Raw genomic sequence first — 22221 nt, forward strand, 5'->3', positions numbered from 1 at the left:
GGTAAAACCTCATGCTCGACTTATTCACACCAGATATCGACCCCACTCACAATTTGTTACCCAAAGACGGAACCGTCAATTACTACGGTTTTTTGTTTTCGCAACGGGAAGCCAATCACTATTTAGAATTGTTGTTAAACGAAATCGATTGGAAGCATGATGAGGCCATTATCATGGGAAAACTGATTGTGACCAAACGTAAAGTAGCGTGGTATGGTGATAGTGCTTTTGAATACACCTATTCTAATAGAACCAAAAAAGCCTTGCCATGGACAGCTGAACTACTGGCTATAAAAGCTCGAGTGGAAGAAAAAACAGGAGAAACCTTCAATTCTTGTTTGCTCAATTTATACCATTCTGGTGAAGAAGGCATGGCTTGGCATAGTGATGCTGAGAAAGACTTGAAAAAGAATGGTGCGATTGCTTCGTTGAGTTTTGGAGCTACTCGAAAATTTACTTTCAAACACAAAAAGACAAAAGAAACCGTTTCAGTTATTCTTGAAAACGGAAGTCTGCTAGTGATGAAAGACGAAACCCAAACACATTGGTTGCATCGATTGCCTCCTACTAAAAAAGTATTGCTTCCTAGGGTGAACTTGACTTTTCGGACAATTGTTCTCTAAAAAAAAAGAGTTCAGTCGCAGTTTTTTAGCAATCAGTTTTGGAAGGTATTCTTCCTTACCAGTATTTAGTTTTCAGTCTTAGCGGTTACTTTTAGTATTTGCATTTTTACAAAATATTTGTGCACTTGGTATCTTCTTTGCGCACTTGGTGTTTAAATAACTTTAGGCGCAAATTCTTAACAAAAAACCTCAAACTTTGAAGTTTAAACAAAACTTAATTCCTTAATTTTGTAATCGCAAAAAAAAAATAATACACACATAAAAAATATACTATGAGTTCATTTGACGTTGTCATCATTGGTTCAGGACCAGGCGGATATGTATCAGCTATTCGTTGTGCACAATTAGGGTTTAAAACAGCCATTATCGAAAAATATTCTACTTTAGGAGGTACTTGTTTGAATGTGGGATGTATTCCATCTAAAGCATTGTTGTCTTCTTCGCATCATTATGCTGAAATCAAGCATTTTGAAGATCACGGAATCGAACTTTCGGGAGAGGTAAAAGTGAACCTAGAGAAAATGATTGCTCGTAAACAAGCAGTAGTTGATCAAACTTCTGGTGGTATCAACTATTTGATGGATAAAAATAATATTACAGTTTTCAATGGTTTAGGTTCTTTTGTTGATGCGACTCATATAGCTATCGCAAAAGCAGATGGTACTTCCGAAACTATTGAGGCTAAAAACACGATTATTGCTACAGGTTCTAAACCTTCTTCTTTACCATTTATCAAAATCGATAAAGAAAGAATCATTACTTCGACTGAAGCTTTGGCTTTGAAAGAAGTGCCAAAACACCTCGTAATCATTGGTGGTGGAGTGATCGGAATCGAATTAGGTCAGGTGTATTTGCGTTTAGGAGCGCAAGTTTCTGTAGTAGAATTCATGGACCGAATTATTCCAGGAATGGACAGTTCTTTGTCTAAAGAATTGACAAAAGTGTTGAAAAAACAAGGAATGAAATTCTATACTTCTCACAAAGTACAATCTGTTGAAAGAGCAGGTGATGCGGTGACTGTAAAAGCAGAAAGCGCTAAAGGTGAGGTGATTACCCTTGAAGGAGACTATGCTTTAGTATCAGTAGGTCGTCGTCCTTATACAGATGGATTGAATGCTGAAAATGCAGGAGTAAAAGTATCTGAAAGAGGTCAAATTGAAGTAAACGATCATTTGCAAACTTCAGCTTCTAATATTTATGCTATTGGTGATGTTGTTCGTGGCGCAATGTTGGCACACAAAGCAGAGGAAGAAGGAACTATGGTTGCTGAGATCTTAGCTGGACAAAAACCACATATTGATTACAACTTGATTCCAGGTGTTGTTTATACTTGGCCAGAGGTTGCTGCTGTTGGGCAAACAGAAGAGCAATTAAAAGCGGCTGGAGTAGCATACAAATCAGGAAGTTTCCCATTCAAAGCTTTAGGACGTGCAAGAGCAAGTGCTGACTTAGATGGTTTTGTAAAAATCCTTGCAGATGCAAAAACTGATGAAGTTCTTGGAGTTCATATGATTGGAGCTAGAACAGCAGATTTAATTGCAGAAGCCGTAGTAGCAATGGAATACAAAGCGTCAGCAGAAGATATTTCAAGAATGTCTCATGCACACCCAACATTCTCAGAAGCAATCAAAGAAGCAGCATTAGCAGCTACTGAAAATAGAGCAATCCACGTTTAATTAAACGGTTTTCATTCAAAAATATGAAACCCTGTTCAGCAATGGACAGGGTTTTGTTTTATAGGGATAATTGTTAGATTTTCGGTTCATTCATGATAAATAGACCCTTGTAGTTTTTCCAGTGAGAGACAATTAAAAAAATATTTCCTGCAAATGCAAAAATCCCAAGAGGAAGATTTTCTGGAGTCAAAAAATAGTTAATTAATAATATATTAAGAGAAACAGGAAGTATCACCAAATTAGCTAATGTTACATACTTTCCAGAAACAAAGGCTATTCCACATAGTAATTCGGTTATTTTAGCAAGTGGAATCAAATAAGTAGAGGCAATCAGTCCAACCTGAAAGGCTTTAAATTCGCCTGTAGAAACTGGTTCAGGATTCAAATGAAAAAAATAACTAATGGAGGTATAAAGGAACAAAAGCCCAAGCATCGTTCGAATGATAAGGGTAGCAATTTTCATAATATAAAGGTTTATGGGTTACAATATATAGTTCGCAAAATTTCCTATCGGCATTAATCAAGCATAAATATAAGAATTGGTTTTAAAGTATAATCGTATTAAAGCCAGTATCTTATTGTAAATTTACAAAAAAATGAATGGAATTTTCTTAATTTGACTGATTATAAGGTGATTTTTTATTGTAATTTTGAGTTTTAAAGCATAAATCAATTGAGATTAATAGTAAATAAACCGATTGACGACCCAAAAATGTTTAAAAAACAACTTTTGACTTGGTCGCAACAGTATCGAGAAATCACTTTTTTAGACAGTAATGATTACCCCCAAGAGTATTCTTCGTACGATTGTATGCTTGCTGTCGATGCGTTTACTTCTATTAAAACTGATTATCACAACGCTTTTGAAGATTTGAAACAATACCAACAAACCACCAGAGATTGGCTATTTGGGTATTTGTCGTATGATCTGAAAAATGATTCCGAAGATTTGCAGTCGGATAATTTTGACGGTCTCGAATTTCCAGATTTATTTTTCTTCCAGCCCAAGAAACTTTTTTTGATAAAGGGTAAAAGTGTTGAGATTCAGTATGTGCATTTTTGTGATGATGAATTGGAATCCGATTTTCAAGAAATTATAAATACGACAGTTCGATCTAATGAAGATCAATCTACTTTGGCTATTCAGCAACGAATTTCCAAAGCTGATTATTTACAAAAAGCAGCCATTTTATTGAAACATATTCATCATGGAGATATCTATGAAGCTAACTTTTGCATGGAGTTTTACGCTGAAAGGGTTCAAATCAATCCTCTGGAAACTTATTGTAAATTAAATCAAATATCAGAACCCCCTTTTTCTGTTTTCTTCAAAAATCACAAACAATTTTTGATGTCCGCTTCGCCAGAACGCTATTTGAAAAAGGATGGAGAAGTGATAATTTCACAACCAATAAAAGGTACAGCCAAGCGCTATGAAGATGCAGTAGCAGATGAAAAATCGAAAATTGATTTAGAAAACAACCCAAAAGAACGAGCAGAGAATATCATGATTACCGATTTGGTAAGAAATGATTTGTCCCATACCGCACAACGGGGTTCGGTTCAAGTGGCGGCCTTGTGCGAAATAAAAAGCTTTTTGCAGGTTCATCAAATGATTTCCACAATTACTTCAAGACTGGATGGTAAATTTTCTGTAGCTGATGTCATTAGGTTTAGTTTTCCAATGGGAAGTATGACAGGAGCGCCTAAAATTTCGGCTATGAAAATCATTGAAGAATTGGAAGAAACCAAACGTGGTTTATACAGCGGAGCCGTAGGTTATTTTACCCCTGAGGGTGATTTTGATTTCAATGTGGTTATCCGTAGTATTTTATACAATCAAGAAAATGAATACGTTTCCTTTTCGGTTGGGAGCGCAATTACCGCTCAGTCAATACCAGAAAATGAATATGAGGAATGCTTGCTTAAAGCTAAGGCTATGCGTCAGGTTTTGGAGTAATCTAATATTATTGTCAGTCTGAGCCTGCCGAAGACGTCTAATAGAGAAATTGATATTCTAAATTGCGCTTCGACTTCTAAAGTTTTCTGACAGAGTGATGATATTCCGGAAGATAATTGAGGTTTGATTCAAAATCAATATTTGTGTGAATTTTTGTAATTTGTAGTAAAATAATTCAAGATGTTAGAACATTTTAAAAAGCAACTGTCTACTAAATTTCCGTTTTTGGAAAACAAGAAACTATTGTTAGCTACAAGCGGTGGCTTGGACAGTATGGTGATGTTGGATTTGTTTCAAAAATCAAATTACCCAATTGCCATAGCGCATTGTAATTTTCAGTTGCGTGGATTGGAAAGTTTTGACGATCAAAAATTTATTCAAGAATACGCTGAAAAGAATGCAGTACCTATTTTTATCACACAATTTGACACAACTGCATTTGCCAAAGATTTTAAACTTTCAACTCAAGTAGCAGCGAGAGAATTGCGCTATAATTGGTTTTACGAATTATTAGAAACGGAAGCTTATGATTATATCTTAACGGCACATCATGCTGATGATAATTTAGAAACGTTTTTGATAAACCTCAGTCGCGGGACAGGATTGGAAGGCTTAACGGGAATTCCGGAACATAACGGAAATTTGGTGCGCCCCTTGCTTACTTATACCCGTCAAGAAATTTTAGATTACGCTCAGAAAAACGCGATTGAATGGAGAGAAGACAGTAGTAATGCCTCGGATAAATACTTGCGAAATAAAATTCGTCACGACTTAGTTCCTTTATTCAAAGAACTGAATCCTCAGTTTATGGAAACTTTTCAAAAAACACAATCCTATCTTCAAGATGCATCCGTTATGGTGGAAGATGCTTCTATAATGGTGTATCAGCAAGTGGTAAGTCAAGATGATGAAGTTTTTTATATTGATTTGCTACAACTTTTAAAATTACCCAATTACAGATCGTATTTGTACCAATGGTTGAAGGATTTTGGCTTTAGTTCTTGGGGGGATATTTATGATTTGGTTGATGGTATGTCAGGAAAACAAATTTTGTCGTCTCATTTTCGTTTACTGAAAGATCGAGAACAATTGATATTGAGTCCGATTTTTTCTAAAGAAGAGAGTGCACAATATCTAATCAATCAAGGTGAACAAGACGTTAATCTTCCCTTAAAACTGTCTTTACAAAAAGTGAATGCGGTTAGCAATCCTTCTAATACCAGTATATTTGTGGACGAAGATCAATTACAATATCCTTTGGTTTTGCAAAAATGGAAGGAAGGGGATGTTTTTCAACCACAAGGGATGGGAGGGAAAACCAAAAAACTTAGCAAGTTTTTTAAAGACGAAAAAATGTCTTTATTGGAAAAGGAAAACACATGGGTGCTATGGTCAGGCGAAAAGATTGTATGGATAGTGGGGAGAAGAGCAGACGAACGTTTTAAAGTACAAACAGGAACAGAAAATATATTAAATATTCAATTACGATAATGAAGAAATTATACTTTTTACTAATTGTTTTTTTGGCTTTCGCCAAGCTAGACGCACAAATTTTAGATCCAGCAAAATGGTCGACTTCTATCGAAAAAAAATCTGATAACACTTATGTTTTAACTTTTAATGCTGTAATTGAAAAGGGTTGGCACCTCTATTCGCAATTTACTCCTGATGGAGGACCATTGCCTTTGGAAGTTGTTTTTAAAAATCAAAAGGGAAATTACACGCTCATTGGTAAAGCCAAAGAAAGTAAGACTAGGACAGCCTACAATGATATTTTTGAAGTAAACGAGACTTTTTTTGAAGGGAAAGCGCAGATTCAGCAGGAAATTAAATTGGTAAATCCAAAACTGGCCAAAGTGGAAGCGGAGTTGAATTACCAAGTATGCAAAGAGGTTTGCATCAATCAAGAAAAGAAATTTAGCTTTGTCATTCCTGTTACGGCTAATGAAACTGTAATTCCAGTAGTTGAGAAACCAAAAGCAGATACAATTGAAACAGATTCGTTAACACCTAGTTTAGGAGTGGCAAGTAGTCTAGAAGTAAACAATTCAGATGTGGTGAATGAAACTACTCCTGTCAACCCAAATGAAGCTCCAAAAGGCTTGTGGACTATTTTTATCATTGCTTTTTTATCAGGTTTTGCAGCCTTGTTGACGCCTTGTGTTTTTCCGTTGATTCCCATGACGGTAAGTTTTTTTACGAAACAAAGTAAAACCAGAGCAGCTGGAATCCGAAACGCAATTTTTTATGGAATTTCAATTATAGTGATTTATGTTATTTTAGGGTTAATAGTCACTTCTATATTTGGTGCAGGGGCTTTAAATGCTTTGTCTACCAATGTTTGGTTTAATCTAATATTCTTTGCTCTTTTAGTCATTTTTGCGGTTTCTTTTTTAGGAGCCTTTGAAATTGTTTTGCCTAATTCATGGGCTAATAAAGTCGATGCAAAAGCAGATAGAGGAGGCGTAATCGGAATTTTATTTATGGCTTTGGCCTTAGCGATTGTATCTTTTTCATGCACTGGACCAATAGTAGGAACCTTATTAGTGGAAGCGGCTTCGAAAGGAGGAATTGCACCCGTAATTGGAATGTTTGGTTTTTCATTGGCACTAGCCTTGCCCTTTATGTTTTTCGCTTTATTTCCAGGATGGTTGCAATCGTTACCAAAATCTGGAGGTTGGTTGAATAGTGTAAAGGTGTTTTTAGGTTTCTTAGAGTTAGCGTTGGCATTCAAGTTTTTATCCAATGCGGATCTTGTATTACAACTTCATTGGTTAGAAAGGGAAGTGTTTTTAGCGATTTGGATTGCGATTTTTGGAGCCTTAGCATTGTATTTGTTTGGAAAAATAAGTTTACCTCACGATAGTCCGATAACACATATCTCGGTAGGAAGATTATTGATGGGCTTGTTGGTGTTAACGTTTACAGTTTATATGGTTCCAGGACTATGGGGAGCACCACTAAAATTGATTAGTGCTTTTCCGCCACCGATGGAATATAGTGAAAGTCCTTTTGGAGTGGGAGGAACAAGAACGATGTCAACCGAGAACTTACCTGAGGGGGCTAAAATAGGTGTTCATGGCTTGACCATTTTTGAAGATTATGACAAAGGATTGGCGTACGCCAAAACAGTAAACAAACCCATTCTCTTAGATTTTACAGGCTATGCTTGCGTGAATTGTAGAAAGATGGAAAATAATGTTTGGTCTGATCCTAACGTATTAGCTATTTTAAAAAATGAAGTCGTGTTGATTTCACTTTATGTAGATGACAAAAGAACCCTACCAGAAAACGAACAAACAGTATCTGAAACAACTGGTGCTGAAATTGAAACCATTGGTGATAAGTGGACTGACTTTATGATTTCACGCTACAAAACCAATACACAGCCTTTGTATGTTTTGACTGATTTGGAAGGGAGTAGTTTGAATACAGCACAGCCAACCATTAGTTATGTGGGAATTTCATCTTATGAAAATTGGTTAAAAGAAGGGATTTCCAAGTTTTAAGGTTTATTTTTAAATCCATAACTTTTAACTTTTTTAGGATAGTATATTGTGATACGTGATAAAAAAATAATTTTATTAATGAGTATTAGTATTTTCTAAGAACAGAGTTAAATAGCTCTTTTAGAGTTGCTTAGTTGGAATTGTGTCTATAAAAATGCTAACAGTTCTGAAGGATGATCAATAAGCGATTGTGCTCCCGTTGCTATGAGTTCTTCTTTAGGTCTGAATCCCCAAAGTACTCCTAAAGCATAAAAGCCAGCATTGATGGCTGTTTCCATATCGATGCCACTATCGCCAACATAAATAACCTCTTCGGGTTTGAAACCTAGTTCTGTAGCCATTTGTAAAGCTACAGTTGGGTTGGGTTTCTTTAATTCTTCGGTACTTAATCCTTGAATAATTTCAAAATAGTCAGGAAAAATAGTAGCCGTTATTTTCTTGGTCAATACATCTGATTTGTTAGAAAGTACAGCTAGTTTAACCCCTTTATTTTTCAATTGGTCAAGCATTGCGATAATTCCGTCATAGGGTTTTGTAGAAAGGGTACAATCACGACTGTAAACGATCATCATTTCTTGATAGCAACGGTCAATTTCTGCCTCGCTTTTGGCATGTTCGGGTAACGCTCTCGCTACGGTTGTTCTCAATCCACTGCCTACAAAAAAATTATAGGCCTCATAATTATGAATCGGATAGTTGTTATTTGCTAATACTTTGTTAGTGGCTTCACCTATATCTACCAATGAATTGACTAAGGTTCCGTCTAAGTCAAAAATAACTGCTTTGTAGTTCATTCCTTTTTAGTTTAATTTTTCTTTCAAATACTTCGCAGTAATTGATTTTTTGTTTTTAATGATTTCTTCGGGTGTGCCTTCGGCCAAGAGTTGACCACCATTTTCACCACCTTCAGGACCTAAATCGATGATATAATCGGCGCATTTAATCAAATCGAGATTGTGTTCAATCACCAAAATAGAATGTCCTTTTTCGATTAAAGCATCAAAGGAAGCCATCAGTTTCTTGATGTCGTGGAAATGCAATCCTGTTGTTGGTTCATCAAATACGAATAGTGCTTTCTCCTTAGTAGCTCCTTTGACCAAGAAGGAAGCCAACTTGATACGCTGTGCTTCACCACCAGAAAGGGTAGAAGAGGACTGACCTAATTGCACATAGCCCAAACCTACATCTTGCAAAGGTTTTAGTTTTTGAGTGATTTTGGTTTGTTTGTTTTTTTGAAAAACGCTACTGCATCGTCAATAGTCATTGTCAGAATATCGTGAATGTTTTGGCCTTCAAATTGCACTTCTAAAATGTCTTTTTTAAAGCGTTTTCCTCCGCAAGTTTCACAAGGCAAGGAAACATCGGCCATGAAAACCATTTCAACATTAATAGTTCCTTCCCCACTACAAGTTTCGCAACGACCTGCGTCTACGTTAAAGGAGAAATGCTTTGGTAAATATCCTCTTAATTTGGACAACTTCTCTTTGGCATACAAATCTCTAATGTCATCATAAGCTTTGATATACGTCACAGGATTCGAACGGGAACTACGCCCAATAGGGTTTTGATCCACATATTCTATATGCTTGATGTGGGAGAAAGAGCCTTTGATTTCGGTAAATTGACCCGCTTTTTCGCCTGCGTTGTCCAGCTTTTTTTGCATGGCTGGAAACAATATTTTTTTGACCAAGGTGCTTTTTCCACTTCCCGAAACACCTGTAATCACAGACAATACATCCAGTGGGAATTTGACATTGATGTTTTGCAGGTTGTTTTCGCGAGCACCTATAATTTCGATAAAATTCTTAAAAGGACGACGTTTTTTAGGTACTGAAATTTCGAGATCTCCGTTGAGGTATTGTGCTGTTAGCGAAGTTGATTTTAGGATTTCGTCATAAGTGCCTTGCGCCACTAGATTTCCTCCAAAAGTTCCAGCTTCAGGACCGATGTCGATAATCATATCGGCCGCTTTCATGATGTCTTCGTCGTGTTCTACGACGATTACGGTATTACCTAAATCACGTAACGAAAGCAATACTTTGATTAATCGCTCCGAATCTTTAGGGTGTAAACCAATACTAGGTTCGTCCAAAATGTACATCGAACCGACTAAACTACTTCCTAATGAAGTCGCCAAGTTGATGCGCTGTGATTCTCCTCCTGAAAGGGTTGAGGAGTTTCGGTTTAAAGTCAGATAACTCAACCCTACTTCGGTCAAGAATGACAGGCGGTTGTTGATTTCGATGAGCAAACGCTTGGCGATTTGCTGTTCGTATTTGTCTAAAGTTAAGTTTTTGAAAAAATCAACCAGATGTTGAATCGGTAAATCTACCAATTCGGATACCGTTTTGCCATTGATTTTTACGTAAGATGCTTCAATACGCAAACGCTTTCCTTTGCAGGCATGACATTTGGTTTTTCCACGGTAACGGGAAAGCATCACACGGTTTTGTATTTTATAATTTTTGGCTTCTAATTCTTTGAAAAAATCGTTCAGTCCTTCAAAGTGACTGTTTCCTGTCCAAATCAGTTCTTTTTGTTCGTCTGTGAGTTCAAAGAAAGGTTTGTGAATTGGGAAATCAAATTTGTAAGCGCTGTTAACCAATTGGTCACGGTACCAACCCATACTGTCTCCACGCCAAGGGAAAATGGCATTTTCATATATGGATAAGGAAGTGTTAGGAACCACTAATTCGGCATCTATGCCAATGATGTTTCCGTAGCCTTCACAAACTGGGCAAGCCCCATAGGGATTATTGAAACTGAATAAATGCACATTCGGTTCTAAAAACGTAATGCCATCCAACTCAAAATTATTGGAATACGAAAAACGCTTGTCGGTTTTTAGTTCTTGCAAATAGCAAATTCCTTTTCCTTCAAAAAAAGCGGTTTGCACGGCATCAGCTAAACGGTTGTAAAATTCTTCATCGTCTTTGACTACAATACGGTCAATGATTAGGAGGATATCTTTATTGTCTAATGAATGTTGGTCGAGGTCATCGAGACGAATCATTTCGTTATCGACTAAAATCCTTGCAAATCCTTGTTGTAATAATGCCTTTAATTTATGTTCTAATGTCCTTCCTTCTTCTAAATGAATTGGAGCAAGGAGTAACCATTTGCTTTCTAGTTCTAGTTTTTGAACATCGGCAATCACATCGGTCACCGTATTTTTTTTGACTTCTATTCCTGAAACAGGGGAGTACGTACGACCAATACGTGCGTACAACAACTTTACATAATCGTAAATTTCAGTTGAAGTTCCTACTGTAGAACGGGCATTGGTAGTGTTTACTTTTTGTTCGATAGCAATGGCAGGAGCAATTCCTTTGATGTATTCTACTTTAGGTTTGTCTAATCTTCCTAAGAATTGACGCGCATACGAGGACAAACTTTCTACATAACGACGCTGACCTTCGGCATACAAAGTATCAAAAGCTAAGCTAGATTTCCCCGAGCCTGATAGCCCTGTGATAACCACTAATTTGTTGCGCGGAATCACGACATCAACGTTTTTAAGGTTGTGTACTTGAGCGCCTTTGATAATGATATTTTTCTTTGGATCTAAAGTAGAAAGGTCAACTTGCATAAAAAATGAGAATTTGCACAAAAGTAAGCAATTTTGAACAGAGAAATAGGGTTGAACAAATCCTAAATAGGGTTAAAAGATGTGTTTTTTTGCTTTGTCAGGCTTAGTTAATAGTTGTATAGCTAATATATTCTAGTTTTTAACCAACCAATACTTTTTTAGTTTTAAATTTACAATATCCCAAAACCGAAATCTTTTGAAAACAAAATGTACTCTTTTATTGCTGTTTCTTTTTACAGCTGTATTTTCTCAGGACTTACCACCTATAGTAAAATATACGCCTGATGTTTATGGTGCTGGGAATCAAAACTGGATGATTAGTCAGGATCAAAATAAATTTATCTTTTTTGCTAATAATGAAGGGCTTTTAGAATTTAATGGAGCTTACTGGAAATTATATCCATCTCCAAATGAAACTATTATTCGTTCGGTAAAAGTAATTGATGATAAAATTTATACAGGCAGTTATATGGAGTTTGGTTATTGGAAGCGAAAACCAAACGGTTTGCTATCCTATCATTCTCTTAGTAGAGCGATTCAATCCAAGATTCTAGATGATGAACAGTTTTGGAATATCTTGAGTTACGATCAATGGGTCATATTTCAGTCTTTAAATCGAATATACATCTATGATTCCAAGAAGAGCAGCTTTAAGATTATTGCACCTAGTGCTGAAATTATTAAATCGTTCAAGACCGGAAATATTATTTATTATCAAACGATTAATCAGGGGTTATTTGAAATTGCAGCAGGTAAAAATAAGTTGGTTTCCGCAAACCCTATATTAAAAAGTAATCGTATTGTAAATATTTATGCCAAAGAGGATAATTTATTAATAGCGACTCAAAAAGCAGGTTTTTATAAACTGTCGGGGAAAGAATTAACTAAGATTACAACTGAAATCGACAATGAATTTTTAGACGGGAGTGTGTACAGTTGTATAGCGCTATCTGACGGCAATTATGCAATTGGAACGGTGTCTCATGGTATCTTTATTTTGACAAGTGAAGGAAAAAAGAAATATCATATTTCGCAACGTAAAGGCTTGAGTAACAATACAGCCTTGTCCTTATTTGAAGACAACGAGAAGAACCTTTGGATTGGTTTAGACAATGGGATTAACTGTATCAATTTAAATTCTCCTATACAAAGCTATGTAGACGATTCAGGTGTTTTAGGGACTGTTTATGCCTCCCAGCTATACCAAGGAAATCTCTATGTGGGAACCAATCAAGGACTGTTTTATAAAAAAAACAAAAGCAATGATGATTTTCAATTTGTGACAGGAACCAAAGGACAAGTCTGGTCGTTACAGGTACGTGATGAAACATTGTTCTGTGGGCATGATACAGGAACTTTTATAGTAATGAACGGCAATGCTAGATGTATTTTTTCTAAATCCGGGACTTGGCAAATAAATGAAGTACCAGGTCATCCAGAACTATTGTTACAGGGAAATTATTATGGACTTTCTGTTTTAGAAAAAAAGCAAGAAGGGTGGGGTTTTCGCAACAAAATTACAGGATTTGATTATTCTTCAAAATTTTTTGAGATAACAGATGATTTTGAAATTTATGTCAGTCATGAATATAAAGGGGTTTTTAGGTTAAAAACCAATCAAGAATTATTAAAAATTAGTTCGTTTACAGATTACAAGCAACCTACAAAAGGAAAGCACGTAAGTTTAGTGAAATTTAATAAAACTATTTATTATGCCAATAAAGAAGGTGTTTTTAAATTGGATCATAAAACAAAACAGTTTATAAGAGATCCAATTTTGAGTTCCGTCTTTGAAAAAGATGAGTACACCTCAGGAAAAATGATTGTAGACCAATCCCCAAAAATCTGGTTATTTTCCAAGAATTATATTAGTTATTTTGCTGCAAACACCATAAGTAATCAGCTCAAAAAGAACAGTATCCCTATTCCTGCTTCATTGACTAATTCAATGTTGGGATATGAAAATATTACACAGTTGTCGCCTTCTACCTATTTTTTTGGAACTACAGACGGCTATTATACTATGAATATTAATGATTTGGTCTTTGAAAACTACAAGGTCGCCATTTCAAGTGTAAGTTCCCATGCTTTGAATGGCTCTATTAAATTTAATTCAATAATGGAAGAAGGAAGGTTTTCGTATGATGAAAATAACATATCGTTCACTTATACCGTCCCAGAATACAATAAGTACATAAACGCTGAATATCAATATCTACTTGAAGGGTTTCAGGACGATTGGAGTGATTGGAATGTGAAATCTTCTGTGAATTTTAAGAACCTTCCATCGGGTGATTATGTTTTTAAGGTAAAAGCAAAATTTGCTAATACTGATTTGAATAATACCGTTGTTTATGCATTTACGGTTTTAAAACCTTGGTATAGTACCAATCTGGCGATTATCATTTATTTATTGTTGAGTTTTGTAATGATTAGAATGCTTCATAAAGAGTACAACAAGTATTATCGAAGACAAAAAGAAAAGTTAATTGAAGAGAACAATTTATTGCTAGAGATTAAGGAACTGGAAAATGAACAACAATTAATGCGCTTGAAAAACGAACAATTGTCTCAAGATGTTGATGCTATTAACAAAGAACTAGCTGCATCGACAATGAGTTTGAATAGTAAAAACGAATTATTAGCCTTTATTCAGGAAGATCTAAAGAATACAAGCGAAAGTGAAAGTAGAAGTGTGAAATCGGTTATTTCGACCATAAACAAGAATATTACGGGCAAAGATTCCTGGAGTGTTTTTCAAGAAGCCTTTGATAAGGCAGACAAAGATTTTCTTAAAAAGGTTAAAGAAGCACATCCTTCTTTAACAGCAAATGATTTGCGTTTATGTGCTTACTTGCGTTTGAATTTATCCTCTAAAGAAATAGCTCCTTTATTGAATATTTCAGTCCGTAGTGTTGAGATAAAAAGATATCGTTTGCGTAAAAAAATGGATTTAACACATGAACAAGGTCTTGTTGAATATATTCTAACTGTATAGGTAGGTAATAAATAGTAGTGAAAAACTATACAACACCACAACATTGACTAAATGTTGTGGTTTTTTTATTTTTTTTAACAAATAATAACAACGTTAATTTACTAGTGTTTAGGGTGTTTATTTGTGATATTGTCATTTATTTGGTATTTTTATTGTGTTGTATGTTTTTTGTAAAGGTTATTTTTGATAATAAAGAAATATAAGTCTCTAATTTTATAATTCACAAAAAACTAAAACCATATGAAGTCAGACTATCGAATCTTTCTATTAAAACTAATGGCAGTCTTTGACCTTTCTATCTTATAAGGTTGGCTAGTTAATAGGAGTTTTCCAATATTTATTTTTCACTACAGTTTGTATGACAAAGTGATAAGTAGCTAAAATGGTAAGGATTGGAATTCAAAATATACATACTAATCAAGACAATGGATTCTCTTTACTTATTAAAAAATCAAATTTTAATTTATATAAATATGAAAAACAATATTCTAAGATTAATACTTTTTTTATTGACAACAACGGTTTTTTCACAATCGAACAAAGTCTCTGTTGTCTCTAATGATAAAGGAATGAAATTAGTTGTGGATGGAAAAGATTTTATGATCAACGGTATGAACTGGGATTATTTTCCTATTGGCACTAATTATACGTACAGTTTATGGAAGCAATCAGATGATGTTATAAAAGCAGCATTAGATGCTGAAATGAGTTTACTAGAAAACATGGGAGTCAATACTATCAGACTCTATACTGGTGTACAGCCAAAATGGATAAAGTACATTTATGAAAATTATGGTATTCACACCGTATTAAATCACTCATTTGGTAGATACGGACTGACTGTAAATGGTAAATGGATTGTAAATACCGAATACAGGGACAAAGCTTCACAAGAAGTATTGATGGCTGAGGTTACTAAAATGGCAGATGAATACAAAAACACTCCAGGATTACTTCTTTTCTTACTAGGAAATGAAAACAACTACGGTCTGTTTTGGGCGGAGCTGAAACTGAAGATTTCCCAGATGAAGAGGCGAAAAAGATTGAAGTAGGCGAAAAACGTGGTAGACCCATGTATAAATTGATGAATGATGCCGCAGTTAAAATGAAGTCTATTGATGCATCTCATCCAGTAGCTATTTGTAATGGGGATGTACTATTCATAGATATCATAGCTGATGAATGTAAAGACATAGATATTTATGGTGTTAATATGTACCGAGGGGTATCTTTTGGAGACGCATTTGAAGTGGTCAAAAATAAAACAGGAAAACCAATCATGTTTACCGAGTTTGGTGCAGATGCATTTAATGCCATTGACAACCAAGAAGATCAAAAATCACAAGCTTACTATAATGTGGGGAACTGGAAAGAAATTTATCAGAACGCAGCAGGCTTAGGTAAAGCAGGAAACTCCATTGGTGGGTTTACGTTCCAATTTAGTGATGGTTGGTGGAAATATGGCCAAACAAAAAATTTAGATGTTCACGATACTAATGCCTCTTGGTCTAATGGTGGCTATCCATTAGATTTAAAGGGGAACGAAAATAATATGAACGAAGAATGGTTTGGTATTTGTGCCAAAGGCCCAACCAATTCTCGTGGTTTATATACCTTATATCCTCGTGCAGCTTATTATGCTTTGAAGGAAGCTCATAATGTTAATCCTTATGCTCCCGGTGCAACTCTGGAGTATATCGACAATGCTTTTGCAAATATTAGTCTTATGGACGCTGTATTAAGAGCCCGTGGTGACAAAGCAGCTCAAGGTGGAAATGAAAAAATCCGTTTGAGCAATATGAGAGCTGAATTTACAACTTTTAACACTGGTGGAAGCTTAATTACAACTCCTGAAGTAGCTGATCCAGAAAATTCAACCTATCCAAATAAATTAGGATTTGATCATATGCAATCTTATTTTATTGGAGTCGAAGGAAACCCTGATCCAAATATGAGAGCTAATGTAAACTTTAATATTCTTGGGAATGTAGCAGAGAACCCTATAGATGAAGTTTTCTACGAAAATAGAGGCCGTTCTCGTACAGTTAATACTGATGAAGGTAATTTAACCTTAGAAGATATCAATCGTGTTAAAGTTTATAATGCTAGTTATACCTGGAATGCTAAAGACTTTGAATTAAGAGGTTTTTACCGTACAGGACATTACCATTGGGGCTATGAAGGTGACTTTTTTGGATTGTATCCAGAGGCCAATTACGGACCTAATCTTGACATCTATAACGGGGAAGTTTCTGGTTTTGAGGTGGACGGTAAAAGGGGGTTAAAAGGCTTTAAAGCCGCTTTTGGACCTCAATTGTGGTGGGGAGCTAATCCTGCGGTATTGTTGAAATACCAAACAAATCTGGGAAAAATTGATTTAGCGGCTGTTTATCATGAAGATATCGCTGATGCAGCTACTGCTGTAAGTTCTATTGCGATTCCAATGCCAAAAACACGAAGAGCTACAATCTATGCAAAAACAAAAATTGGAGCAGTAGGTGTAGAACTTGGTGGAATTTGGGGAGGACAACCTTTGAATGGTAGAATGTTTCAATTGGCTGAAAACAATCCTAACTATGATCCGAATAATTCTAGCAGCGATTCAAAATACATTATTTATACTGATAAAGTAAATACAGAAGACAACTGGGGTGGAAAAGCAAAATTCACTTATTCAGCAGGCAAGTTTAACTGGTATGGACAAGGAGCTGCTATGGGATTAGTAGCCAATGGAGGGGCTGACAATACAAAAACATTTACAGGATGGAGATTGAAAGATAGTGGAAGCGGAAATCAAGTTAACTTTCTTTCAGGATTTACATATAGCATTGGAAATGTTCAAATTGCACCTAATTTTTTATGGCAGAAACCTATTGTAGAGGCAATGCCAAATGATGTAGATGGCCCAGGAAGACTGAGAAATATTCAGGCAGATCCCTTTGCCGTGAGAGCCAATAGAGAAACAGTTGCAGGAGAGCTATTATTGACTTATGACCCTACACCAGGAACGTGGATGTACGATTGGGACAATGACATGACTGAGGATGCAAAATTTGCTTTAAGTACTGGTTTTGTTTTTCGTCATCTGCCTACAGCTCAAGATGCTGCCATCGGAATTTTTGGGGATGGACGTACCACATTTGCTTTTGCTAATGCAGCACCAGCGCATGATTTATGGGAGTCCAATACCCGAATTGTCTCCAAACTAAGTCCTGATCTAGGGGTAATCGCTAATATCTATTTTGGAAATGCACAAGCAAATGGTAGTGATGCTCGATTAATAGAACGATATGGAGGAGATGTACGATTGGTTTATAGAAAAATGAAATTAATACATTCATTCAAAGTAAATGATTGGGGACCATTTGATTACCATCGTGATTTTAACCTTACTTATCCAGTACAATTGATGTTGGATTTGTCTACTTCAGTAGGAAAACCGAATTGGTTTATTTTACCTGATACTAAGATTGGTATTCGTGGCACTTGGCGTTCACTAGATCAATATTCACCGCGTTACAGTCCAAATGTTGCCGATGAATTTGCTAGTTCGCCTATTGTAAGCCCGGTAGGTTTTCCAAACGGAAGTGAATGGGAGATTAGAACGTACATACACATTAATATTGGTAAATAATTAAAACAGAAAAAATGAAAAAGTACAATTATATATATTCTAAAATTACGTTGCTTTTGGGATTGATTCTTACTATAGGATGTGAGCGAAATCTTTCTGATGAGGTTGCATTTGCCACTTATCCCAAAACAGCAGAAGTATTTATTGATGGATTTAGCGGAGGTTTGAATTATTTTCCATTTTCAGGTTCAGTAAATAATGCTTTTACAGTAGATACAGAAGTAAGATACAAAGGATCTGCCTCGATGCGATTTGATATTCCAAACGTGGGGAATCCTAACGGCTCTTTTGCAGGAGCTATTTTTCCAGATTCAGGACGAGATTTATCAGATTTTGATTCTCTAACTTTTTGGATAAAAGCCTCTCAGGCGGCTACTTTAAACGAAGCTGGTTTCGGAAATGATTTTGGTGAAAATAAATATCTGGTTACAAAGAATAATATTCCTTTAACTACTAATTGGACCAAAGTAATTATTCCTATTCCAGATGCTTCAAAGCTCATTTTTGAAAAAGGAATGTTTTGGTATGCCGAAGGACCTGAAAATGATAAAGGTTATACTTTTTGGATTGACGAATTAAAATTTGAGAAGTTAGGAACAATTGCACAACCTAAACCAGCAATACTCGATGGTGTTGATAAAATTGAACCGAGTTTTATCGGTTCAAATATTACGATAGATGGTCTTACTCAAACATTTAATTTGGCAACTGGGATTAACCAAACAGTACTCGCAGCACCGTCTTATTTCACATTCAAGTCCTCAAATATTGAAGTGGCTAGAGTTAGCCATTTGGGAGTTGTCTCAGTAGTTGGTTTTGGTACAGCAAAAATCACCGCTATCTTGGGTGGGGTGAAAGCTGCAGGTTCGTTAACAATTGATGCATCAAGTAGTTTTGGTTCGGCTCCAACCCCAACTCAAGCTTCCGCAGATGTGATTTCGTTATTTAGTAATGCCTATACTAATGTTCCTGTAGATTTCTTTAATGGTTTTTATGGAGGTTCTACTACCAAAACTTCCGATATAAAGGTGGGTAACGATGATTTTAAGTATTATACAGATTTAAATTATGTGGGTATTGAGTTCACAAACCCGGCAGTTAACGCAACGGCAATGAATTTTCTTCATTTGGATATTTGGATGAATAACACCGTCAATTCAGATTTTATAATAAAAATAAGGGACAGAGGAACAAATGGTGTTCTTAATACCAACGTCAATACGGGAGGACCTACGGAGGATGATAAAGAAATTAGTTATACAGTGGCAGCAAGTCAAATAACCAAAGGACAATGGCTTTCTGTAAACATACCATTAACGGGTGATATAGCTTCACAAAAAGCAAATCTAGCTCAGATTGTTTTTGTAGGAGAAGGGAATTTTATACTAGATAATTTGTATTTCTTCAAATAGTGAGCAGAGGTACCTAAACTAAAATAAACTAAGATGAATAAGATCAAGAAAATAATAAAAAGAAAGCAAATTCTGTACTCGGTATTGATAGTAGTTTCGTCGCTTTTTGTTATCTCAAGTTGTACTACTGATGAGAAACAAACCGTGACTACTTTTAATCAATTAGTTATGGCTGATGAGTTTGATATTAATGGGGCTCCTAACAGTGCTATTTGGAACTACAACATTGGTAGGGGAGATAACGGCTGGGGAAATGGTGAATTACAGTATTACACCGATCGCCCTGAAAATGTAACTGTACAAAACGGAGTGTTAATTATAACAGCTAAAAAAGAGTCTTATCAAGGCGCTTCTTACACCTCTGCACGACTGTTAACTAAAGGAAAATTTGATCAAGCTTATGGCCGATTTGAAGCACGTATTAGAGTACCCTATGGACAAGGAATTTGGCCAGCCTTTTGGCTTTTAGGAGCTAATTCAGATACGGTTGCTTGGCCACAATGCGGTGAAATTGATATTATGGAATTTCGAGGACAAGAACCTACTAAAATATTAGGAACAGTTCACGGTCCAGGATATTCAGCTGGGAATTCGATTTCTAAAAGTTATAGTTTGCTGAATGATCGGTTCGATACTGGATTTCATGTGTATGGAATTGAATGGGGCCCTAATTACATCAATTTTTATGTAGATGATGTACTCTACAATCAAATTACTCCAAAGGATGTTCCTGGAGAATGGGTATATGACCATCCTTTTTATATTATTATCAATTTAGCTGTGGGAGGAAATTTTGTAGGAGCTCCTAATAGTGAAACCGTTTTTCCACAAGTAATGCTGATTGATTACGTAAGAGTTTACAAACAATAAGAACTAACCAAATACAAAATAAAGATGAAACATTTAATTAAAATAGTGAAGCAAATTTCAATTTTGATCTTGACATTATCCCTATTTGGATGTACCGATGAAGATACTAAGTATCCTGAGGTGATAGCAGGCTATACCTATACTATCAATGCAGCAACTGGAACGGTTACATTTATTAATATATCAGAGAAAGCAACAAGCTATGTATGGGATTTTGGACAAGAGGAAACCTCTACTGAAATTAATCCAATTAAAACCTTTGCTCCAGGTACTTATACCGTAAGCCTAAAAGCAATGAATGTGGCAGGAGGATCTAATACGTTTGAAAGTGAAATTACCATTGAGGTACCAACAAAAACTTGTACCTCAGAGCTAGTCGAGTCCTATAGTGCCGCTAGTTTGAATATGACTTTCAAAACAGCGCCTGCTCCTGCAAGTATTGTTGCTGACGGGACTAGTTTTGAATGGGCAACTAACCCGAATTTTGAAGATGTTTTGAATGGTTCTTGTAAAGTAGCTAAGATTGTTAAATTGGGTGCCAACCCTTGGGATAATACGCAATTTAATTTAGATGCTAAATTGGATTTTGTTGCTAATGAAGGATTTAAAATAAAAGTATACTCTGCAAAAGCTGGTTTTAAAGTCAGAATTAAATTAGAAGAAATTGGGAATCCAGGAAACAGTACCGAGCTTGAAGTCGCTTCTACCAAAACAAGTGCATGGGAAGAGTTGACATTTCCTTTTGCAACTACAGATACTAATAAATTCAACAAAATTGTGATCTTTTTTGACTTAAATGGAAATAATAAAGATACCTATTATTTTGATGATTTGAAACTATTTACCAGAACAGGTGGAGGAGGAGGGACACCACCTTTTGATGACGGTTTATTGACTAATGGAGATTTTCAAAACGGAAGCAATTCGTGGACAATAGGTGTGGGTACTGACCCAGCTCCAGTTAAAACTGTAAGTGGAAATACATTTTATTCAGTTAATGTAACAGTTGCAGGAAACGCGTTTGATGTAAATCTAAGTCAAAAATTAGCTATAGTACAAGGGTCAACTTATACTTTAAAGTTCGATGCTTGGTCTGACAGAGCAAGAGCAATAGTAGCAGGAATAGGATTAAGCGGTGGGGATTTTTCTAATACCACACAACCTGTAAATATTACGACAACCCGTACAACCTATACACTTACCTTGGCAGCTACTAATTTTGGAGCGGTGGATGCTCGTGTCTTATTTGATTCTGGTGCTGCAATTGGTGAAGTAAACATTGATAATGTGTCTTTAGTATTAAATAATGGAGGTGGTGGATCAGGAGGAACTTGCCCTGCACCACCAGCTGGAGACTTAATCCCTAATGGTAATTTTGAAGCTGGTGAAGGATGTTGGGAGTTAATTAATAATGGAGGTACTGCGACAATTTCTTCTACTGTAAGTAGTGGGTCGGGTAGTAAGTCTGGACAAATTAGAACCGCACCTTTAAGAAACCCCGCTGTTAAACAAAATAGATTTGCAGTGGGAACAGCTCTACCAAATAGAATGTACACTGTCACTTTTGATATCAAAGCAAATGCTACAACTCCGCTAGTCGACGGTGCCGTATTTCAAGCATTTATGTTTTCAGAAGGTGTAGATGGTGGTACTACAGGCGCAACTCAGCACGTACTTGTGCAAGGACTTGGGTCTGTGTCAACATCATGGGAAACAAAAACGTACACGTTTAGATCTGGAGCAGCCGCTGCAAATGTAGCTGGAGGTTTCTCTTTCTTAGCTGAGCTTGTTTGTGGAGGAGCCGCTGGTTGCGACGGAATTATAAACATTGATAATGTTTCTATTAAACTTGTTCCATAATTGGATAAATTACAATTCTATTTTGGTTGATTAAATAAAAACTAGGATAGATAAGTTAGTAGTTCATTTTAGAAAAGGTTAGCATTGAAA

General features: G+C 35.9%; 13 protein-coding genes and 1 pseudogene. 11 read left to right on the forward strand and 3 right to left on the reverse strand.

The annotated features are described in order from the left end of the window. Positions 1-11: 11 nt before the first annotated feature. Together ACNH59_RS11510 and lpdA are read left to right on the forward strand one after the other, a co-directional pair. On the forward strand, positions 12-623 hold the full coding sequence (locus ACNH59_RS11510) for an alpha-ketoglutarate-dependent dioxygenase AlkB family protein (protein WP_418262686.1): 612 nt from the start codon (positions 12-14) through the stop codon (positions 621-623). Positions 624-895: 272 nt separating this feature from the next. Next, a complete protein-coding gene (gene lpdA / locus ACNH59_RS11515) occupies positions 896-2299 on the forward strand; it encodes a dihydrolipoyl dehydrogenase (RefSeq protein WP_418262687.1) in 1404 nt (467 codons plus the stop codon). A gap of 73 nt (positions 2300-2372) precedes the next feature. On the opposite strand, the gene ACNH59_RS11520 is transcribed toward lpdA, so the two are convergent. Then, the gene (locus tag ACNH59_RS11520; RefSeq protein WP_418262688.1) at positions 2373-2762 is read right to left on the reverse strand and encodes a DoxX family membrane protein; all 390 of its coding nucleotides are present in this window, start codon (positions 2760-2762) and stop codon (positions 2373-2375) included. A 210-nt stretch (positions 2763-2972) separates the two neighbouring features. Here ACNH59_RS11520 and ACNH59_RS11525 point away from each other — a divergent pair, with 210 nt between their 5' ends. From ACNH59_RS11525 to ACNH59_RS11535, 3 genes are all read left to right on the forward strand, one after another. Next, on the forward strand, positions 2973-4259 hold the full coding sequence (locus ACNH59_RS11525; RefSeq protein WP_418262689.1) for an anthranilate synthase component I family protein: 1287 nt from the start codon (positions 2973-2975) through the stop codon (positions 4257-4259). A gap of 180 nt (positions 4260-4439) precedes the next feature. Then, positions 4440-5750 (forward strand): tRNA lysidine(34) synthetase TilS, encoded by a 1311-nt coding sequence (gene tilS, locus ACNH59_RS11530; RefSeq protein WP_418262690.1) that lies wholly within the window; start codon positions 4440-4442, stop codon positions 5748-5750. Then, positions 5750-7768, forward strand: a complete 2019-nt coding sequence (locus ACNH59_RS11535) for a cytochrome c biogenesis protein CcdA (RefSeq protein WP_418262691.1) — start codon at positions 5750-5752, stop codon at positions 7766-7768. The genes tilS and ACNH59_RS11535 overlap by 1 nt, the downstream gene beginning before the upstream one ends. Before the next feature lie 146 nt (positions 7769-7914). Here the strand turns inward: ACNH59_RS11535 and ACNH59_RS11540 are convergent, their stop codons facing one another. Further along, on the reverse strand, positions 7915-8562 hold the full coding sequence (locus ACNH59_RS11540; RefSeq protein ID WP_418262692.1) for an HAD family hydrolase: 648 nt from the start codon (positions 8560-8562) through the stop codon (positions 7915-7917). Positions 8563-8568: 6 nt separating this feature from the next. Then, positions 8569-11357, reverse strand: a pseudogene (uvrA, locus tag ACNH59_RS11545) (excinuclease ABC subunit UvrA). A 196-nt stretch (positions 11358-11553) separates the two neighbouring features. Between uvrA and ACNH59_RS11550 the strand changes: the two are divergent. The 6 genes from ACNH59_RS11550 (at position 11554) to ACNH59_RS11575 (ending at position 22131) form a co-directional block, all read left to right on the forward strand. Beyond that, positions 11554-14355, forward strand: coding sequence for a triple tyrosine motif-containing protein (locus tag ACNH59_RS11550; RefSeq protein WP_418262693.1), 2802 nt, complete (start codon positions 11554-11556; stop codon positions 14353-14355). Between the two features lie 473 nt (positions 14356-14828). Beyond that, the gene (locus ACNH59_RS11555) at positions 14829-15407 is read left to right on the forward strand and encodes a hypothetical protein (RefSeq protein WP_418262694.1); all 579 of its coding nucleotides are present in this window, start codon (positions 14829-14831) and stop codon (positions 15405-15407) included. Then, a complete protein-coding gene (locus tag ACNH59_RS11560) occupies positions 15350-17989 on the forward strand; it encodes a hypothetical protein (RefSeq protein WP_418262695.1) in 2640 nt (879 codons plus the stop codon). Before ACNH59_RS11555 ends, ACNH59_RS11560 begins: the two co-directional genes overlap by 58 nt. A gap of 14 nt (positions 17990-18003) precedes the next feature. Further along, complete coding sequence (locus ACNH59_RS11565) at positions 18004-19401, forward strand: glycosyl hydrolase family 16 (RefSeq protein ID WP_418262696.1); 1398 nt, start codon at positions 18004-18006, stop codon at positions 19399-19401. A gap of 33 nt (positions 19402-19434) precedes the next feature. Continuing rightward, positions 19435-20271 (forward strand): family 16 glycosylhydrolase, encoded by an 837-nt coding sequence (locus ACNH59_RS11570; protein ID WP_418262697.1) that lies wholly within the window; start codon positions 19435-19437, stop codon positions 20269-20271. A gap of 24 nt (positions 20272-20295) precedes the next feature. Then, complete coding sequence (locus tag ACNH59_RS11575) at positions 20296-22131, forward strand: carbohydrate binding domain-containing protein (protein WP_418262698.1); 1836 nt, start codon at positions 20296-20298, stop codon at positions 22129-22131. The last annotated feature ends 90 nt before the right edge of the window (positions 22132-22221 follow it).

The sequence above is a fragment of the Flavobacterium faecale genome, from assembly GCF_048320115.1.
Taxonomy (GTDB): domain Bacteria; phylum Bacteroidota; class Bacteroidia; order Flavobacteriales; family Flavobacteriaceae; genus Flavobacterium; species Flavobacterium faecale_A.